The sequence below is a fragment of the Thiosocius teredinicola genome (assembly GCF_002009425.1).
Taxonomy (GTDB): Bacteria; Pseudomonadota; Gammaproteobacteria; order Chromatiales; family Chromatiaceae; genus Thiosocius; species Thiosocius teredinicola.
The window spans coordinates 2189720-2208572 of record NZ_CP019936.1; the positions used below are offsets into that span (position 1 = coordinate 2189720).

An 18853-nucleotide genomic window follows, 5' to 3' on the forward strand; every position below is an offset into this window, starting at 1 on the left:
CAGGTAGATATCGATGGCGCAAATCCGCAACGCAATGACAGTCGATGTCGAAGACTATTTTCAGGTTTCGGCGTTTGAACGCTACATCGATCGTAGCGATTGGGAGCGGCAGGAGTGCCGCGTAGAGCGCAATGTGGATCGCATTCTGGGCCTGTTCTCGGATCGCGATGTCAAAGCCACGTTTTTTACCCTCGGATGGGTTGCCGAACGCTATCCGGCCTTGATTCGACGGATGGTCGAGCAGGGCCATGAAGTGGCGAGTCACGGCATGTCGCATGTGCGTGTCACGCAACAGAACCGTGACGAGTTCAAGCAAGACGTCGTACGCACCAAGGCACTGCTGGAAGACGTCAGCGGACAAGAGGTGATCGGCTACCGCGCGGCGAGTTACTCGATCGGTGCCAGCAATCTGTGGGCGCTCGATGTGCTCGGCGAGACCGGCCACCTGTACAGCTCCAGTATCTATCCGATAAAGCATGATCTCTATGGCATGCCCGATGCGCCGCGTTTTGCCTTTCGTCCGACGGATGGCGATTTCGTTGAATTTCCCGTTACCACGGTGCGCGTTGGTGGAAAAAACCTGCCTTGCGGCGGTGGTGGTTGGTTCCGACTGGTGCCGTACGCCGGCATGCGGTGGGCGATGCGTCGCGTCAACGAAGTCGATCGCGAATCGGTGATCTTTTATTTCCATCCATGGGAGATCGATCCGGACCAGCCGCGGCAACAAGGCATTGATGCGAAGACACGGTTTAGGCACTACCTCAACCTCGACCGCATGGAGCGACGCTTGACCCGCCTGCTGAGCGATTTCGAATGGGGCCGTATGGATCAGGTGTTGTTCGAGCCGCATCGGCGGCACTATGCGAAAGCCTCGTAGTCTGCGAGCCGCGGAAGATCTCAATAACAAAGCCAAGGAAGCAGTAACTTGACCGAATCTGATTCAATGATTGGCCAACGTTGGCGTGCCACGGTGGTTGGCGCAGCGGTGGTGTTCGTGGCCTTGGTGGCGCTGTTCTGGCCCACGGTCACCAGCATGGTGCACACCTGGTACCACTTCGAAACCTACACCCATGGATTCTTGATCCTACCGATTTCGCTTTGGTTGGTTTGGCAGAAAAGGCGTCATCTGGCGGCGTTTACACCCCAACCCATGCCGGGCCTGCTGGTGTTCGCGCTGGGCGCCCTGCTGTTGTGGGCAATGGCCAAGTTGATCGGTGTATTAGTCGTCGAGCAGCTGGCGTTCGTTGCGCTGCTGATCATCGCGCTTGCCAGTGTTCTTGGCTGGCAGGTAGCGAAGTTCCTGACTTTTCCTCTGTTGTTTTTATTCTTCGCGGTACCGATGGGCGAAGACCTGGTGCCTCCGATGATGGAGTTCACCGCGACTTTCACCGTTGAGGCATTGAAGCTGACCGGCATCCCCGTCTACAGAGAGGGCCTCTGGTTCTCGCTGCCTAGCGGGAACTGGTCGGTCGTTGAGGCATGCAGCGGCGTTCGCTACCTGATTGCCTCGATCACGCTCGGCTTCATGTACGCGTACATCACCTATCACACCCTGTGGAAACGCCTGTTGTTCATTGCGATGTCGGCGATCGTGCCGATTCTGGCGAACGGCTTGCGTGCCTTTATGATCGTGATGATCGGCCATATGAGCGAAATGGAATACGCAACCGGCATCGATCATCTGATTTATGGTTGGGTGTTCTTCGGCGTCGTGATGTTTATCCTGTTTTGGATCGGTTCGTTCTGGCAGGAAGATCAAGAGCCACCGGCATTCGTGCCGCCACGGCGTGAGATGAGCACGGCCTCGGTCGGCAATCACGTGACGGTGGTGGTGGTTGTACTGTTGCTGGTTTCATCCGGTGTGGTCTGGGGAACCTGGAAGGCGAGCAACGTCGATGTCGTGATCGCCAAACCGTTGTCCCCTCCGGCGGGAGTGGATGGTTGGAGCTTGTCGGAAGAGCCGGTCGCCTGGGCATCTTTGCATCAACCCACCGAGCAGACGATCAGTGCAAGATACAACCATGGCGAAGCCGTCGTGCAGTTGTACGTCGCATTGTTTCCACAGCAACGCCAAGGCAGCGAAGCGATCAACCAGGCGAACGATATCGCCGAAGAGGTGATGCGACGCTCGGAGCGGCGCAAGCGGGCCGTTGATCTTGGCGGCAAGCAAGTTGTAGTCAACCAGGCCAAGACCATCGTGTCTGATGGCACTACGCACTACGATCATATGGTGTGGCAGTGGTATCGGGTAGCGGGGCGCAGCCTGACCAACCGCTACGAAGGCAAAGCCTGGGAAGCGGTCGCGCGGATTTACCCCGGTCGTTCCGATGGTGCCTGGATTGCGATCACGACGCCTGCGGATGCGCAAGACCTCGCGGCCTCGCGGCAAACGCTGGCGAGGTTCGCGAGTGCCATGGCGCCCGAGATCGATCGGGTGATCGACGAAACGCTGGGACAAGACGACTGACGAGGTTGGTATGTGTGGTCTTGTAGGGATCTTCGATACGCGTTCGCGGCGTGACATCGATCGCGCGCTGCTCGAGCGCATGAATGAACGCCAGTTCCATCGCGGGCCCGACGAGGGCGGCCTGCATCTGGAGCCGGGCGTCGGCCTGGGTCATCGGCGCCTGTCGATCATTGATTTGTCGAGTGGGCAGCAGCCGCTGTTTAACGAAGATCAGACCGTGGTCGTCGTGTACAACGGTGAGATCTACAACTTCGGCGGGTTGGCCGAAGAGCTCAAGGCGCTAGGCCACACGTTCCGCACGCATTGCGACACCGAGGTGATCGTCCATGCCTGGGAAGAGTGGGGCGAGGATTGCGTCAATCGGTTCCGCGGCATGTTCGCATTCGCGTTGTGGGACCGAAACCGTGAACAGCTTTTTCTTGCGCGCGATCGCCTCGGCATCAAGCCGCTCTACTACAGTCTGTTGCCGAACGGTGAGCTGGTGTTCGGATCGGAACTCAAGGCGATGAAGGAACATCCTCAGCTCAGTCGAACGATCGATGAGCACGCGGTCGAAGACTATTTTGCGCTCGGTTATGTTCCAGAGCCGCGCAGCATCTATCGCGATACTTACAAACTGCGCCCCGGTCATACCCTGTTGCTCAATCGTGGCGACGCCAAGCTGGTGCAGAAAGCCTACTGGGACGTGCCGTTTGCGATGCTGGGCACGCCGATGTCGCTGGAGCAGGCGGAGGCGGAACTGGTCGAACGTATGCGCGAAGCGGTCGATATCCGCTTGATTGCCGAAGTGTCGCTGGGTGCCTTTCTGTCGGGCGGTGTCGATTCCAGCAGCGTTGTCGCCATGATGGCGCAAGTCAGCCCCGACCCGGTCAATACCTGCTCGATAGCCTTCGGCGAAGCGGAATACAACGAAGCCGAGTATGCGGCGGCGGTCGCCGAGAAGTTCGGCTGCAATCATCACGTTGGTCGTGTCGATCCGGATGATCACTCGTTGATCGATCTGTTGGCGGGCTTGTATGACGAACCCTTTGCCGACAGTTCGGCGATGCCGACTTACCGCGTATGTGAGTTGGCGAAACGCGACGTTACCGTCGTGCTGTCGGGCGACGGTGGCGACGAGAACCTCGCTGGCTACCGTCGATATGGTCAGCACCTCGATGATCTGGCGACGAAAGCGAAGATGCCGGCGGCGATGCGCAGCCTGCTGGGCGCCGTGGGGAGTCTTTACCCGGACACACCTTCATTGCCCCGTGCTTTGCAGCGCCGCCAAGGGCTTATCTCGATGGGGCAAGACCCGGTAGCGAGCTTCTTCGACATCAACGCGGTCATCAAGCAGGACCTGCGCCACCGCTTGTTCAGCGATAGTTTCAAGCGCCGCCTGCACGGCTACGATGCGGTCGAGGTATTTCGCGAGCACGCCAAAGCAGCGCCGACCGATGACCCGCTGTCGCTTGCTCAGTACCTCGACCTGAAAACTTACCTGCCGGGCGACATCCTGACCAAGGTCGATCGGGCCAGCATGGCGCACGCATTGGAAGTGCGCGTGCCCTTACTCGATCACAAGCTGGTGGAGTGGATTTCCGGTCTACCGGTCGATCTGAAGCGGCGCAATGGTGAAGGCAAGTACCTGCTCAAGAAGTCCATGGAGCGCTACCTGCCGCACGACATCCTGTACCGGCCGAAAAAGGGTTTTGCGGTGCCTCTCGCGCAATGGTTCAGGGGGCCGTTGCGTCAGCGCTTGCAGAACGCCTTGAACAGCGACGTGCTGCATGGGGCCGGAGTATTTGACCGCCGAGGATTGCAACGCCTGTTCGAAGAGCATGACCGTGGACAACGCGACTGGAGTACGCCGTTGTGGTCGATCCTGATGTTCGAGGCCTTCCTGCAGGCTGAAGCTGCGTAGACCGGCTGGCGACAGACGCCAAGATCGCGCGGTTGCACAGCGGAAGGTTCGGTGATGCCGGGCGATGTGGTGTGCCCGGCTCGTATCTTGAAAGCGCCGCGCCTTATTCCTGATCCCAATCCTTAATAACTCGAGCCGCTTTTACGGAAGCGCGACGCCTTCGTTGCCCAGCATTTCGATCAGCAAGATCATCGGCAGGCCGATCAGGCTGTTGGGGTCGCGCCCGTCAAGTCTTGAGAACAGGGTGATCCCATAGCCTTCGGATTTGAAACTGCCGGCGCAGTTGAAGGGGCGCTCGTGGTCGACATAGCGTTCAATCTGCGACGTCGTCAGATCGCGAAAATGCACGTCGAAGGGCTCTACCTCGACCTGCGCCCGGCCACTGCTGGCATTCAGCAGGCACAATCCGGTGTGAAAAGTCACCGTCTTGCCCGACGACGCGCTCAGCTGGCGGATTGCATTGTCGCGATCTCCCGGTTTGCCCAGAATCTCGCCGTCGACGCAGGCGACCTGGTCGGAGCCGATGATCAGCGCATCGGGATGGCGATCCGCCACAGCGCGCGCTTTGGCGTCCGCCAGTCGTCTGACCAGCGCGGGTGGCGATTCGCCGTTGCGACGGGTCTCGTCAGTTTCGGGCGAATCGGTGGTGAAGGGCAGAGTGAGCTTTTCCAACAACGCGCGGCGGAACGGCGAGGTCGAAGCCAGTACCAGGGGCTGCATGATTTCTTTCGAAAGTTCCGATAGTTAGCAGAGCTTGGCCGGCTGTGCCGGCCGCCGTGCGCAGTGTAACAAATCGTCGTCGGTCGGCGACCTCAATACATAGCAATTGATTTCCTCAATACCCGAACGGGCCGTTCTTCCATTAGAATGCGGCGCTCAGACTGCGCCCGGTCGTGGCCTCGCTCAATGATGGCTACGTGTGACAGGGATAAAAACGAAGGCGCGGATATCGCAACCGGAGGTCACTGAGTGGATACCAATCTGCTGCTTCAGGGTACGGAACTGATGGTGCTCGGCATGGGCATCGTTTTCGGCTTTCTCACCGTCCTGGTGTTCACGCTCCGTGGCATGTCGTATCTTGCCGATCGCTTGGGGCAACCTGAGGAAGCAGCGGAAGCTACCCCGTTGCCGATCGATGTGTCGGACAATCGCCAACTGGTTGCCGTGATTTCTGCCGCAATTTCCCGTTACCGCGCATCCCGCGCCGGTTGAGACGGCTCTATTTTCAATCAGGAATAAGACGTTTCCATGACCACGAATAAGCTCGCCATCACCGACGTCGTCCTGCGCGACGCCCACCAGTCCCTGTTTGCCACGCGATTGCGCCTGGAAGACATGCTGCCGATCGCCGAGAAACTCGACAAAGTCGGTTTCTGGTCGCTCGAAACCTGGGGTGGCGCAACGTTCGACGCCTGTATCCGCTTCCTCGGCGAAGACCCGTGGGAGCGTTTGCGCGCGTTGAAAAAGGCCATGCCGAACACGCCGATGCAGATGCTGTTCCGCGCCCAGAATATCCTCGGCTATCGTCACTATGCGGACGACGTGGTCGAACGCTTCGTCGAGCGTGCCGCCGACAACGGTATGGACGTGTTCCGCATTTTCGATGCGATGAACGACCTGCGCAATTTCGAAACTGCGGTCAAATCAACCCTCAAGGTTGGCAAGCATGCGCAGGGTGCGATGTCGTACACCGTGAGCCCTGTCCACAATCTGCAGTACTGGCTGGATATGGCCAAAGGGCTCGAAGACCTGGGTTGCAATTCGATCTGCATCAAGGACATGGCGGGTCTGTTGACGCCCTACGATGGCTTCGAGCTGATCTCCCGCTTGAAAGAAACGGTGGCCGTGCCGATCGCACTGCACTCCCATGCGACGACCGGTATGAGCACCACCACGCACATCAAGGCCGCGGAGGCGGGTGTCGACATGGTCGATACCGCGATCTCTTCAATGTCGATGACCTATGCGCATTCGGCGACCGAGTCGATCGTCGCCATTCTGCAGGGCCAGGAGCGCGACACCGGCCTGGATATCAACCTGCTCGAAGAGATCGCAGCGTATTTCCGCAATGTGCGGAAGAAATATGCCAAATTCGAGGGTTCACTGCGTGGCGTGGATTCACGCATCCTGGTCGCCCAGGTGCCCGGCGGCATGCTGACCAACATGGAGAACCAACTCCGTGAGCAGGGCGCGGCCGACCGGATGGATGACGTGCTTGAGGAAATTCCACGTGTACGCAAAGACTTAGGCTACATTCCTCTAGTAACACCTACCTCACAGATCGTCGGCACGCAGGCCGTGCTGAACGTACTCACAGGCGAACGCTATAAGAACATCACCAAAGAAACCGCCGGCGTGCTGCGCGGTGAATACGGCGCGTCGCCGGCGCCGGTCGATGCCGAGTTGCAGCAGCGCGTGCTCGAAGACGGCCAGGAGCCGATCACCTGCCGACCGGCCGATCTGATCGAAGCCGAGGTCGACAAGCTGACCGACGAGTTTCGCAAGCTGGCGGATGAGAAGGGTATACGGGTTGCCGACGCCGAGATCGACGATGTACTAACGTATGCGCTGTTCCCGCAGATCGGTCTTAAATTTCTCGAGAATCGCGACAACCCGGATGCATTTGAGCCTGCGCCGGGCACAGAGCCGGCACCTGCCGCGCAAGCGGCGCCAACCGCTGCTGCTCCGGCTGCCGCCGGCGTGGCTGAGTCTTACAACGTGACCGTCGACGGTCGCACCTATCAGGTGGTTGTCGCACCGGGTGGCGAAGTGACCCATGTGCAACACGCGCCGACGCCTGCGGCATCGGCTGCCGCCCCGGCACCCACTGCCGGAGGAGTGGCGCGCAATGTGCCGGCACCGTTGGCCGGGAACATCTTCCGCGTGAATGTCGCGGCCGGGCAGGCAGTGAAGTCGGGTGACGTGATCATGATCCTCGAGGCCATGAAAATGGAAACCGAGGTCCGCTCGCCCGAGGCCGGTGTGGTTCAGGCGGTGTTGGTCAAAGAAGGCGATGCCGTCCAGGTCGGTGACGTCCTGCTGACGTTGAGTTAATCGCCATGATGGAGAACGGTTTCGAAGCCCTGTGGCTGTCCATGGGGATAGCCAACCTCGAGTGGGGCCAGCTGCTGATGGTCATGGTCGGCGGCCTGTTGATCTTTCTGGCGATCCGTAAAGGGTTCGAGCCGCTGCTGTTGTTGCCCATCGGTTTCGGCTGCATCCTGGCGAACGTGCCGGTAGCGGGGCTCGCTGAAGACGGTATCGGTCAGTTGCTTTTGGCGGGCGATGCGGGGCATCTGCAGCAGCTTGCGGATATGCTGGGCGTCTCTGCGGCCGAAGTCGCCGATAAGGCGAAGCACTTGTCCGGCGCGGCACTGAGTGACGCCAAGATGCTCGCCCACAACCTCGGCTACGAGCCGGGCATGTTGTACCAATTTTATGCAGTGGCCATCGGCTCGGGTGTGGCGCCGTTGCTGATCTTCATGGGTGTCGGTGCATTGACCGATTTCAGCGCCCTGATCGCCAAACCGAGCACCTTGCTGCTGGGCGCTGCGGCGCAGTTCGGCATATTCACTACGCTGATCGGTGCGCTGGCGCTGAATGTCGTGCCCGGCTTCGACTTCACGCTGGCAGATGCCTCGGCGATCGCCATCATCGGCGGCGCCGACGGTCCGACCGCGATCTTCCTTGCATCCAAGCTTGCCCCGGATCTGCTCGGAGCCATTGCCGTAGCGGCATATTCCTATATGGCGTTGGTGCCGATCATCCAGCCGCCGATCATGAAGGCGCTGACCAGCGAATCCGAGCGCCAGGTCGAGATGCAGCAGCTGCGACCTGTGAGCAAGCTGGAAAAGATCATGTTCCCGATGACCGTACTGCTGCTGTGTCTGCTGTTCCTACCGTCGGCGGCGCCGCTGATCGGGATGCTGACGTTCGGCAACCTGCTGCGCGAATCGGGTGTCGTCGACCGGCTGAGCAAGGCGGCGCAGAATGAGATCATCAACGCGGTGACCATCATTTTGGGTCTGTCGGTCGGGTCGAAACTGCAGGCGGACAAGTTCCTGAGCGTCGAAACCCTGGGTATCCTGGCACTGGGCGCGGTCGCGTTCTGCATTGGTACGGCCGCCGGGGTGCTGATGGGCAAGGTTATGCACCGGGTCTCCGGTGGCAAGGTCAACCCGCTGATCGGTGCTGCGGGTGTTTCGGCGGTGCCGATGGCCGCCCGCGTGGTCAACAAGGTGGGGCTCGAGGCGAACCATCATAATTTCCTGCTGATGCACGCCATGGGCCCGAACGTGGCCGGTGTGATCGGTTCTGCGGTGGCCGCCGGCGTGCTGTTGGCCGTCGTGGGAGGCTGATTCCAGTCCAGCTTAAGCGCCCGTAATCCATAACATTTTCTGTTGCCTGATTGCGCGGTTTTTCTTACAATCCCGCGCTTATGTTGTCGCTTTTGCCCGACTACGCTGATCCGCTGCGACTGTGTGCGCTCGGAAAAGCCTATGAGGGTGCGATTTCGTTGGCAGACTTGCCTCGCCTCGCGCCGCTTTTGACTTCCACGGAAGGCGAAGCGGCGTTTGTGTTGGCGTTCGATAAAGATGACGAACGTCGGCCGGTGGTGCGGGTCAAGGTGCGGGCTGAATTGCCGGTGCAGTGTCAACGTTGTCTCGGAACCGTCGTTCAGCATGTAGACGAAGACTCCGTGCTGGTGGTGGTGAGTGGGCCCGATGAGGCCGACCGCCTGCCGGACGACGTGGACCCATTGCTGGTGGAAGATGAAAAACTGGCGTTGCGCGCGTTGATCGAGGACGAACTGATCCTCGCGATACCGCCGGCACCGGTTCACGATCCGGCTGAGTGCACTGTCGATTTGGCGTCGGTTAACGCATCCGAAGAAGCCGAACAGGATGCCGTTCAAGAAGAGCGGCCTAATCCGTTCGCCGCGCTGGCCAACTGGCGAAGCGACGACAACAACCAAGACTAACGGTCTTTTTAGGAGACGAACATGGCGGTCCAGCAAAACCGGAAAACCCCTTCAAAGCGCGGCATGCGTCGTTCGCACGACTCGCTGAAACCTGAAACCCTCTCGATCGATCCGACCTCCGGTGAGACCCACCTGCGTCACCACGTAAGCCCCGACGGCTTCTACCGCGGCCGCAAAGTCGTTGACAAGTAAACAGCTTGCCATTCTGGCGGGCTGCTTTGTGAGTTTGGTAAACGGGCATCGGTCGGCGTGAGTTCTACGATCACGATCGCGCTCGATGCCATGGGTGGCGACCACGGTGCACGCGTGGTCGTGCCTGCGGCGTTGGGCTTTCTCGAGAAAGACAAAGATTGTCGCCTGGTGCTGGTGGGTCGCGAAGAGGTGATCAAGCAGTACCTGCCGCAAGGCCGTTTGCCTGATCGACTCAGCATCCACCACGCTACCCAGGAAGTCGCCATGGATGAGTTGCCGTCGCGCGCGCTGCGCGGCAAGAAAGACTCATCGATGCGGGTGGCGATCGATCTGGTCAAGGCAGGCGAAGCGGACGCCTGCGTCAGTGCGGGTAACACCGGCGCCCTGATGGCGACCGCGCGTTTCGTGCTCAAGACGCTGCCGCGCATCGATCGGCCTGCGATCATTACGGCGTTGCCGGGTGTCACCGGGCGGACCTGGGTGCTTGACCTGGGTGCCAACGTGGATTGTGAAGCCGAACACCTCTACCAGTTCGCGGTCATGGGCGCTGAGCTGGTGTCGGCCGTCGACGGCGTCGAGCGTCCTGCGGTCGGGCTGCTGAACATCGGCCAGGAAGAGATCAAAGGCAACGAGCAGGTAAAAGGTGCACACGAACTGCTCAGCGGCAGCGATCTGAACTATGTCGGCTATGTCGAGGGCGACGACATCTACCTGCGCGACAATCTCGACATCGTCGTGACCGACGGCTTCGTCGGCAATGTGGCGCTGAAGAACACCGAGGGTGTCGCCAAGCTGATCGGCCATTTCATGGCCGAGCAGTTTAAAAAGAACATTTTTACCAAGCTGTCGGGCCTGGTTGCACTGCCGGTGCTGCGTTCGCTGCGCCGACGCATCGACCCTCGTCGGTACAATGGCGCGCCGCTGATCGGTCTGCGCGGTATCGTCGTCAAGAGCCACGGCGGCGCAGATCAACTGGCGTTCGAAAACGCCATCTCGATCGCCAAGAAAGAGGTGCTGGCGGATGTCGCCACCCGCATCGAACAGAAAGTCGATCGCCAACTGAACATGTCGGCAAGCGCATGACGACATATGCCCGCATAGCCGGTACCGGCAGTTATCTGCCGCAGAAAGTTCTGACCAACAAAGATCTCGAGTCCATGGTTGATACGACCGATCAATGGATCCGGGAGCGCACTGGTATTCTCAAACGTCACATCGCGGCAGACGGCGAGACGACCTGCGACCTGGCCGAACAGGCGGCCCGACACGCGATCGAGGCGGCCGGCAAATCCGCTGAAGATATCGATCTCATCGTGCTGGCCACGACCACGCCGGACAAGATTTTTCCCAGCACCGCGTGCCTGTTGCAACAGCGGTTGGATATTCACGGTTGCGCGGCGTTCGACGTGCAGGCCGTTTGTACCGGCTTTGTCTATGCGCTCGGGGTTGCCGAAAAGTTCATCAAGACCGGCGCCGCACGTTGCGCCCTAGTGGTCGGTGCGGAAACCTTTTCGCGCGTGATCGATTGGACCGATCGCGGTACCTGCGTGCTGTTCGGTGATGGGGCCGGGGCGGTCGTGATCGAGGCGTCAGACAAGGCGGGTATTCTGTCAACCCATCTGCACGCCGACGGCGCGTATGAAAACCTACTGCATGTGCCCGGTGGCGTCTCACGTGGCTTTGATATCGATGATATTGAAGGCGATCCGCACTTCACGCACATGAAGGGCAATGAAGTTTTCAAGATGGCGGTGAATACGCTGGGCCGCATCGTCGATGAGACACTTCACGCCAACGATATGAAAAAATCTGATGTGGATTGGCTGGTGCCGCACCAGGCCAATATCCGCATCATCAACGCGACGGCGCGCAAGCTACAGATGTCGATGGACAAGGTAGTCGTGACCGTCGATCGGCACGGCAACACCTCGGCGGCGTCGGTGCCGCTGGCGCTGGATGCGGCCGTACGCGATGGTCGCATCCAACGTGATGAAGTCGTCTTGCTCGAGGCTTTCGGTGGCGGCTTCACCTGGGGTTCCGTGCTGCTCAAATACTAAGCAGACAGAGAATGAGCAAAAACTACGCTATCACTTTTCCCGGCCAGGGATCGCAGTCGGTCGGCATGCTAGCCGAACTCGCCGCGGCCTATCCGATGGTTACCGAGACGTTCGAAGCCGGCTCCGATGCGATCGGACTAGATCTGTGGGCGCTCAGTCAGAACGGCCCCAAAGAGACCCTCAATGAAACCCACAACACGCAGCCGGCGCTGTTGTGTGCGGGTGTTGCAGTTCACCGGGTGCTGATGTCGCAAACCGCGGCTGTGCCCAGCGTGATGGCAGGACATAGCCTCGGCGAATATTCGGCCTTGGTGGCTGCCGGCGTGCTGGATCTCGCCGACGCGACCCGCCTGGTCGTACAGCGTGGACGCTTAATGCAAGAGGCCGTCCCGGCGGGCACCGGCGCGATGGCGGCAATCCTTGGATTGGACGACGACAAGGTGCGCGAGGTCTGTGCAGAAGGTGCACAAGGCGAGGTTGCCGAGGCGGTCAATTTCAATTCGCCCGGACAGGTCGTGGTTGCCGGCAATGCGGGTGCGATTTCGCGGGTTGCCGAGCTTGCCAAGGCAGCTGGCGCCAAGCGGGCGTTGCTGCTCGATGTCAGCGTGCCATCGCATTGCGCCTTGATGAAACCGGCGGCTGAGCGTCTGGCCGAAGCGATGCAGTCGTTGTCGTTCAACGCACCGCAGATACCGGTGTTGCACAACGTCAATGTTCAGGCGGCCGACGATCCGGCATCGATTCAGCGTCTGCTGGTCGAACAACTGTTCAGCCCGGTGCGCTGGGTCGAAACCGTGCAGGCGATCGCCGCGCGCGGTGCCGATGTCGTGATCGAAGCCGGCCCCGGCAAGGTGCTCGCGGGTTTGATCAAGCGCATCGACAAATCGCTGACCGCGCTGCCGGTACTCGACCCGACAACTCTGGAAACCGCTGTGGAGGCTATTAATGCTTGAAGGTAAAGTCGCGCTGGTCACCGGTGCAAGCCGCGGTATCGGCAAGGCGATTGCTGACGCCCTGGGTGCACAAGGCGCCACCGTTGTCGGTACGGCGACGAGCGATGCGGGTGCAGAGGCCATCAGCAAGCGCTTTGCCGACGCCGGCATCAATGGCGAAGGCATGTGCCTGAACGTCGGCGACGATGCATCGGTCGAGGCAGTCATCAAAGCCATCGGCGACAAATACGGTGCCGTCACGATCCTGGTCAACAATGCCGGCATTACCCGCGACAACCTGTTGATGCGCATGAAGACCGATGAGTGGGACGGCGTTATCAATACCAACCTGACGTCGATATACCGGGTTTGTAAGGCCTGCCTGCGCGCGATGATGAAGGCCAAGACAGGCCGGATCATCAACATCGCTTCGGTCGTCGGTGCCAGCGGCAATGCCGGGCAGACCAACTATGCGGCCGCGAAGGCCGGCATGTTCGGCTTCACCAAATCGCTTGCACAAGAAGTGGGCTCACGCGGTATCACGGTCAACGCTGTTGCCCCAGGCTTCATCGATACCGATATGACGCGTGAACTGCCCGAGGCGCAGCGCGACGCGCTGCTCGGCGCGATTCCGTTGAGCCGCCTGGGCAAACCTGAGGAAATCGCGTCAGTGGTGGCGTTTCTCGCCTCGGACGCTGCCGGCTACGTGACGGGTGAGACGATTCACGTCAATGGCGGCATGTACATGGCGTAAGTGGCCGAATTGGCAAAAGAAATTTGCCTGTTTCATGGTTTGCTGAAATTGACCGTTTCGGCTTTGAAGCAGGGAACAAACTGAATACAATACGGCGTCACCGCGTGGCGCCTTGATCACGTATCTCTGGAGGAATTGACAGAATGAGCACTATTGAAGAACGCGTAAAGAAGATCGTCGTTGAGCAGCTGGGCGTCAAAGAAGAAGAAGTAGTACCGGCTGCCTCTTTCGTCGATGATCTCGGCGCCGACTCGCTCGATACCGTTGAACTCGTGATGGCTTTGGAAGAGGAATTCGAAACCGAAATTCCCGACGAAGAAGCCGAAAAGATCACGACTGTTCAGCAGGCTATCGACTACGTGACCGCTCACAGCTGATTTTGTTTTATATCGCTCGAATACCGGCCGTCGGTTCCGTGCTGCGGAGCCACGGCCGTTTGATTTAATAAGTAGCTGCCGATAGGGGTTCTCCCAGATGTCAGATAGAAGGGTTGTGGTAACAGGTCTTGGCCTGGTCGCGCCAGTGGGACTGGATGTTGCCAGCGGTTGGGAAAGCGTTCTCGCCGGTAAAAGCGGTATTCAACCAATCACGCACTTCGACATCGAACCGTTCAGCGTACGTTTCGGCGGACCGATATACGGCTTTGATGTCGAGCAGTACATCCCGAAAAAAGAGGCGAAGAAGATGGACGCCTTCATTCATTACGGGATTGCTGCCGGTGTTCAAGCGATTAAAGACAGCGGAATCGAGATTAGCGACGACAATGCGAAGCGCATCGGCGTCGCTATCGGTTCGGGCATCGGTGGCGTGACCGGCATCGAAACCGGCTACGGCGCCTACCTCAAGGGTGGACCGCGCAAGATCTCGCCGTTCTTCGTGCCGTCGAACATCATCAACATGGTCGCCGGCAACCTGTCGATCATGTATGGCCTGAAAGGCCCGAACTACTCGATCGTGTCTGCCTGTAGCACGGGCGCGCACAACATCGGCGATGCCATGCGTATGATCCAGTACGGCACGGTCGACATGATGGTGGCCGGTGGCGCCGAGATGGCGACTTCACCGACCGGGTTGGGTGGCTTCGCCGCGGCGCGTGCGCTGTCGACACGCAACGACGATCCACAGGCGGCAAGTCGCCCGTGGGACAAGGATCGTGACGGCTTCGTGTTGAGTGACGGCGCCGGTGTGCTGATGCTCGAGGAACTAGAACATGCCAAGGCCCGCGGCGCACGCATCTATGCCGAGTTGGCCGGATCGGCAATGAACTCTGATGCCTTCCACATGACCTCACCGTCGCCGGGTGGCGAAGGTGCAGCTGATTGCATGCGGCTGGCGCTTGAAGATGCCGGTTTGAACATGGACCAGGTCGACTACATCAACGCCCACGGCACCTCGACCCCGGCCGGCGACGTCGCCGAAACCATGGCGGTCAAACTGGCGTTCGGTGATCATGCCAAGACGCTGGCCGTCAGCTCGACCAAGTCGATGACCGGTCATATGCTGGGTGCTGCTGGTGGTGCAGAGGCGCTGTTCACGGTGCTCGCACTGCGTGATCAGGTGATGCCGCCGACGATCAACCTCGACAATCCCGATGAACAGTGTGATCTGGACTACGTGCCGCATACGGCACGCGAAGCGAAGATCGATGTCGCGATCTCGAACTCGTTCGGTTTCGGCGGTACCAATGGCACTCTGGTGTTCCGCAAGTTCAGCGACTGACCGTACATCCCGGTGCTGACGGGATCGGTGTTCGATGGTTGATGCGGTTCTTGTAGACGGTCAACCGCTTGATGCCGAGTGGCTCAGCGAACGTGCCTTTCAGTTTGGCGATGGTCTGTTCGAGACCATCGCTGTCGTCGACGGTAGTCCCTGCCTGTGGGACGCACATATGCAGCGTTTGCTGCTCGGTTGCGACCGTCTGAATCTTCCTCGCCCCGAAATTGACGCCCTGCTCAACGATGCCCAGCAACTCGCTGCCGGGCAACAGCGCGCGGTATTGAAAGTCTACTGGACAGCCGGGCATTCGCAGCGCGGTTACGCGCGGCCGCATCCGCTTGTGCCGCAGCGTATTGTCAGCCTCTCAACATGGCCTTATGCCCAAGCACCGGGAGACTGGGCGGTTCGGGTTTGTGATCATCGGCTAAGTGAGAACCCGGTGCTTGCCGGGATCAAGCACCTGAACCGTCTCGATCAGGTCATCGCGAGAAATGAGAGCGACGACCCGCTGTTCCAAGAGGGATTGATGCTCGGGCAGGATGGGCGCGTGGTTTGTGGCACCATGTCCAATCTGTTTCTGCACACCGACGGACGTTTGGTGACGCCGGAGATCGGCGGTGCGGGCATCGACGGCGTGGTGCGGCAGTTGGTTCTCGCGACGGCGAAACGTCTGCGTGTCGACATCCGGATCGGATCGGTGACCATGGCCGATGTTGAGCGGGCCGACGCGGTGTACTTCACCAATTCGTTGATCGGTGCGGTTCGTGCTGCGCGAGTCGGTGATTGGGTCTATCCGTCGACGGTCGAAACGCATGCTGTATTCAGCGAAGTCCGGCGCAGCTGCCATGCGTCGTAGGAGAGTTGGGTTTGAGTAGATTGTTGGGACTGCTGGTTCTGGTCGTCAGTATCGGCGGGGGCTGGGCATGGATGGAATACGACAGCTTCCGTTCGACACCATTGGCGATTGCGGACGGCAGCGTGATCTACGAGGTGCGCCGCGGTGCATCGCTGGCCACGATCGCCAAGGACCTCGAAGAGGCGGGATATATCCAGAACGGCATGTACCTGCAGTGGTACGGGCGCTATACCGGACAGGCGAAGCGGATCCGCGCCGGCGAATACCGCCTGACCGGCGACCTGGTGCCGGATACCCTGTTGGCGCTGTTCGTTTCAGGCTCGGCGGTCGACTATACGCTGACATTGCTCGAGGGTTGGAACATCCGCCAGGTACGTGCCGCGGTGGCCGGTCACGAAGCCCTCAAACATACCCTTGATGGGGTCGATGATGCGGCCCTGATGGAAAAGCTCGGGCTGCCGGGTGAGCATCCCGAAGGCCGGTTCTTTCCAGACACCTATCACTTCAACCGCGGAATGACCGACTTGGAGTTCCTGCAACGTGCCCAGCGCAAGATGGATCAGGAACTCGAGGCGGCTTGGGCCGAACGGGCCGAGGGCATCCCACTGCAGAAACCGTATGACGCGTTAATTCTGGCCTCGATCGTCGAGAAGGAAACCGGCCAGGCCGGTGAGCGAGCGCAGATCGCCGGGGTATTCACGCGACGGCTGCACAAGGGGATGCTGTTGCAGACGGATCCGACCGTGATCTATGGCATTGGCGAGAGTTTCGATGGCAATCTGCGTCGCCGCGATCTGAAGCAGGATACGCCGTACAACACCTATGTGCGTGCCGGTTTGCCGCCGACGCCGATCTGCATGCCGGGCCGCGGTGCACTGCGAGCAGCGGTCAATCCCGCCGATGGCAAAGACTTGTATTTCGTCTCCAAGGGCGACGGCAGCCATGTGTTCTCGGCGACGCTGCGGGCGCACAACGCGGCGGTCCGCAGATACCAGTTGAAACGATGAGTGACGATGCCGTGTTCATCACCGTCGAGGGCGTCGAGGGCGCCGGCAAGACGACCTGTCTCGGACTGATCGAGCAGAAGATCCGTGACAGGGGCCGTGATCTGCTGGTAACGCGAGAGCCGGGCGGAACGCCGCTCGGTGAAGACCTGCGTACGTTGTTGCTGGGTCACCGCCACGACGGGATGGCCGACGATACCGAATTGCTGCTGATGTTCGCGGCGCGCGCGGAACATCTGCATGCCAAGATCGAGCCGGCGCTGACGTCGGGTAGCTGGGTGCTGTGCGATCGATTCACGGATGCGACCTATGCCTACCAGGGGTATGGGCGCGGTATCGATCTGCAGCGAATCGCGGCGCTGGAAAACTGGGTGCAGGGCGAGCGGCGGCCGGACCTGACGATCCTGATGGACCTGCCGGTTGAGGTGGGGCTGGAAAGGGCGGGCAAACGCTCGGCGCCGGATCGGTTCGAGAGCCAGGCATTGGCTTTTTTTGAACGCGTCCGGCAAGGCTACCTGGCGATGGCGGCAGACCAGCCGCAGCGTTTCCGGGTTATCGACGCCGCGAAACCGTTGGCGGACGTGACCGCTCAGATCGCGTCGGTTATCGACGCGTTCTTCGCAGATTCGGCCTCATGACGAGTGCGCAAGTCTTTCCCTGGCACGATGTCCAATGGCAGCAGCTGGCAGCGGCTCGCCGCAACGGGCGCCTGCCGCACGCCATTTTGCTGTCCGGTGCCGCCGGGCTGGGCAAAGCGGCATTCGCCAGGCGTCTGAGCAATGCCCTGGTATGTACGCATCCTGATGACGCCGGCGACGCCTGTGGACGGTGTTCGGCGTGTCGCCAGGCGAGCGCGAGCAGTCATCCCGATCAGCACCTGATTGCCCCGGAAGAGGCGGGCAAAATGATCAAGATTGGTGCGATCCGCGAATTGTCTTCGAAGAGCGTTTTGGCGGCCCAGGACGGCGGCTATCGGGTGTTCACGATCGATCCGGCCGAGGCGATGAACCGCGCCGCGGCCAATGCGCTGCTAAAAACGCTGGAAGAGCCGGTGTCGCGCTCGCTGCTGATCCTGGTCAGCTCGTCGCCGCACCGCCTGCCGGCGACGATCCGCAGTCGTTGCCAGACCCTGGCGTTTCGTACCCCGGATGCCGCCATGGCGACGGCGTGGCTTGGTGAGCGGCTCGATGCCGGCGCGGTCGATGGCTTGCTCGCCATCAGCGGCGGTGCGCCCGTCCGGGCCCTGCAGGCCGCCGAAGAAGACTGGCTGGGGCAGGGCGAGCAGCTGTGCGGCGAACTCGCGGCACTGCGGGCGCGCAAAAGCCATCCCCTGCAAATCGTTGAAGATTGGCAAAAACGGCCGCTAACCCTGTTGATCGATAGTCTTAAGCGTTGTATCAGCGATCTGATTCGCCTGGGCATGGGGTCGGAAGGCATCCGTTTGTTCCATCCGACACTGCACCGTCAACTGCATAGCCTTTGTCAGGGCATCGACTTAGGATTATTGTTCGGGTTTAACGACGACCTGCTGGCGCTCGAACGCGCCGCGTCGAACAATTTGAATGAGCAGATGCAGCTGGAACACTTGGTAAACCGCTGGCTGCAGATAACGCGTCCTGGAGGCCAATGACATGTCGGTGCCGAATCTACCGCGCGCACGTCAGGGAATATTGTCACTGACGATCAAAGATAAGAATGCGCTGTATGCGGCTTACATGCAGTTCGTCAAGAACGGCGGATTGTTCATCCCGACCACCAAGAAGTACAACATTGGTGACGAGGTGTTCATGCTGCTGAGCCTGATGGAAGAGGCCGAGCGCCTGCCGGTGGCAGGCCGGATTATCTGGATCACCCCGGTGGGTGCAGAAGGCAACCGTGCGGCCGGCATCGGTGTGCAGTTCAGTGACCAGGACGGCGGCATGGCCCGCAACAAGATCGAAGGTTATCTCGCAGGTGCGTTACAATCGGATAAGCCCACGCACACGATGTAA

At 60.1% G+C, this 18853-nt stretch carries 20 protein-coding genes; 19 read left to right on the forward strand and 1 reads right to left on the reverse strand.

The genetic code is table 11. From position 1 onward, the window contains the following. Nucleotides 1-13: 13 nt before the first annotated feature. From B1781_RS10535 to B1781_RS10545, 3 genes are read left to right on the forward strand one after another with little or no spacing between them, the layout of a single operon-like run. Nucleotides 14-877, forward strand: a complete 864-nt coding sequence (locus tag B1781_RS10535) for an XrtA system polysaccharide deacetylase (protein ID WP_078119630.1) — start codon at nucleotides 14-16, stop codon at nucleotides 875-877. Nucleotides 878-925: 48 nt separating this feature from the next. Continuing rightward, the gene (xrtA, locus tag B1781_RS10540) at nucleotides 926-2467 is read left to right on the forward strand and encodes an exosortase A (protein ID WP_125932018.1); all 1542 of its coding nucleotides are present in this window, start codon (nucleotides 926-928) and stop codon (nucleotides 2465-2467) included. A 10-nt stretch (nucleotides 2468-2477) separates the two neighbouring features. Further along, nucleotides 2478-4370 carry an XrtA/PEP-CTERM system amidotransferase gene (locus tag B1781_RS10545; RefSeq protein ID WP_078119632.1) on the forward strand — a complete coding sequence of 631 codons (1893 nt, stop codon included), beginning with the start codon at nucleotides 2478-2480 and terminating at the stop codon, nucleotides 4368-4370. A 141-nt stretch (nucleotides 4371-4511) separates the two neighbouring features. On the opposite strand, the gene B1781_RS10550 is transcribed toward B1781_RS10545, so the two are convergent. Continuing rightward, nucleotides 4512-5090, reverse strand: coding sequence for a Maf family protein (locus B1781_RS10550; RefSeq protein ID WP_078119633.1), 579 nt, complete (start codon nucleotides 5088-5090; stop codon nucleotides 4512-4514). 249 nt (nucleotides 5091-5339) lie between these two features. On the opposite strand from B1781_RS10550, the gene B1781_RS10555 reads away from it, so the two are divergent. From B1781_RS10555 to B1781_RS10630, 16 genes are all read left to right on the forward strand, one after another. After that, a complete protein-coding gene (locus B1781_RS10555; RefSeq protein WP_125932019.1) occupies nucleotides 5340-5582 on the forward strand; it encodes an OadG family protein in 243 nt (80 codons plus the stop codon). Between the two features lie 36 nt (nucleotides 5583-5618). Beyond that, entirely contained in the window at nucleotides 5619-7424 is a 1806-nt protein-coding gene (gene oadA, locus B1781_RS10560; protein WP_078119634.1) for a sodium-extruding oxaloacetate decarboxylase subunit alpha, read from the forward strand. A gap of 8 nt (nucleotides 7425-7432) precedes the next feature. Beyond that, entirely contained in the window at nucleotides 7433-8728 is a 1296-nt protein-coding gene (locus B1781_RS10565) for a sodium ion-translocating decarboxylase subunit beta (RefSeq protein ID WP_078122009.1), read from the forward strand. 50 nt (nucleotides 8729-8778) lie between these two features. Next, nucleotides 8779-9351, forward strand: a complete 573-nt coding sequence (locus tag B1781_RS10570; RefSeq protein WP_125932020.1) for a YceD family protein — start codon at nucleotides 8779-8781, stop codon at nucleotides 9349-9351. Nucleotides 9352-9372: 21 nt separating this feature from the next. Beyond that, nucleotides 9373-9543, forward strand: a complete 171-nt coding sequence (rpmF, locus tag B1781_RS10575; protein ID WP_078119636.1) for a 50S ribosomal protein L32 — start codon at nucleotides 9373-9375, stop codon at nucleotides 9541-9543. 57 nt (nucleotides 9544-9600) lie between these two features. Next, a complete protein-coding gene (gene plsX / locus B1781_RS10580; protein ID WP_078119637.1) occupies nucleotides 9601-10626 on the forward strand; it encodes a phosphate acyltransferase PlsX in 1026 nt (341 codons plus the stop codon). After that, nucleotides 10623-11600, forward strand: a complete 978-nt coding sequence (locus B1781_RS10585; RefSeq protein ID WP_078119638.1) for a beta-ketoacyl-ACP synthase III — start codon at nucleotides 10623-10625, stop codon at nucleotides 11598-11600. The genes plsX and B1781_RS10585 overlap by 4 nt, the downstream gene beginning before the upstream one ends. Before the next feature lie 11 nt (nucleotides 11601-11611). Beyond that, the gene (fabD, locus tag B1781_RS10590) at nucleotides 11612-12553 is read left to right on the forward strand and encodes an ACP S-malonyltransferase (RefSeq protein ID WP_078119639.1); all 942 of its coding nucleotides are present in this window, start codon (nucleotides 11612-11614) and stop codon (nucleotides 12551-12553) included. After that, nucleotides 12546-13286 (forward strand): 3-oxoacyl-ACP reductase FabG, encoded by a 741-nt coding sequence (fabG, locus tag B1781_RS10595; RefSeq protein ID WP_078119640.1) that lies wholly within the window; start codon nucleotides 12546-12548, stop codon nucleotides 13284-13286. The genes fabD and fabG overlap by 8 nt, the downstream gene beginning before the upstream one ends. Before the next feature lie 143 nt (nucleotides 13287-13429). Next, entirely contained in the window at nucleotides 13430-13663 is a 234-nt protein-coding gene (gene acpP / locus B1781_RS10600) for an acyl carrier protein (protein ID WP_078119641.1), read from the forward strand. Between the two features lie 97 nt (nucleotides 13664-13760). After that, complete coding sequence (gene fabF / locus B1781_RS10605) at nucleotides 13761-15005, forward strand: beta-ketoacyl-ACP synthase II (RefSeq protein ID WP_078119642.1); 1245 nt, start codon at nucleotides 13761-13763, stop codon at nucleotides 15003-15005. A gap of 34 nt (nucleotides 15006-15039) precedes the next feature. Further along, nucleotides 15040-15858, forward strand: coding sequence for an aminodeoxychorismate lyase (pabC, locus tag B1781_RS10610; protein WP_078119643.1), 819 nt, complete (start codon nucleotides 15040-15042; stop codon nucleotides 15856-15858). A gap of 11 nt (nucleotides 15859-15869) precedes the next feature. Continuing rightward, nucleotides 15870-16865 carry an endolytic transglycosylase MltG gene (gene mltG, locus B1781_RS10615; RefSeq protein ID WP_334223961.1) on the forward strand — a complete coding sequence of 332 codons (996 nt, stop codon included), beginning with the start codon at nucleotides 15870-15872 and terminating at the stop codon, nucleotides 16863-16865. Next, on the forward strand, nucleotides 16862-17500 hold the full coding sequence (gene tmk, locus B1781_RS10620; RefSeq protein ID WP_078119644.1) for a dTMP kinase: 639 nt from the start codon (nucleotides 16862-16864) through the stop codon (nucleotides 17498-17500). Before mltG ends, tmk begins: the two co-directional genes overlap by 4 nt. Continuing rightward, nucleotides 17497-18492: a DNA polymerase III subunit delta' gene (locus tag B1781_RS10625; RefSeq protein WP_078119645.1), complete on the forward strand. Its 996-nt coding sequence runs from the start codon at nucleotides 17497-17499 to the stop codon at nucleotides 18490-18492. The genes tmk and B1781_RS10625 overlap by 4 nt, the downstream gene beginning before the upstream one ends. Nucleotide 18493: 1 nt before the next feature. Beyond that, the gene (locus tag B1781_RS10630; protein ID WP_078119646.1) at nucleotides 18494-18853 is read left to right on the forward strand and encodes a PilZ domain-containing protein; all 360 of its coding nucleotides are present in this window, start codon (nucleotides 18494-18496) and stop codon (nucleotides 18851-18853) included.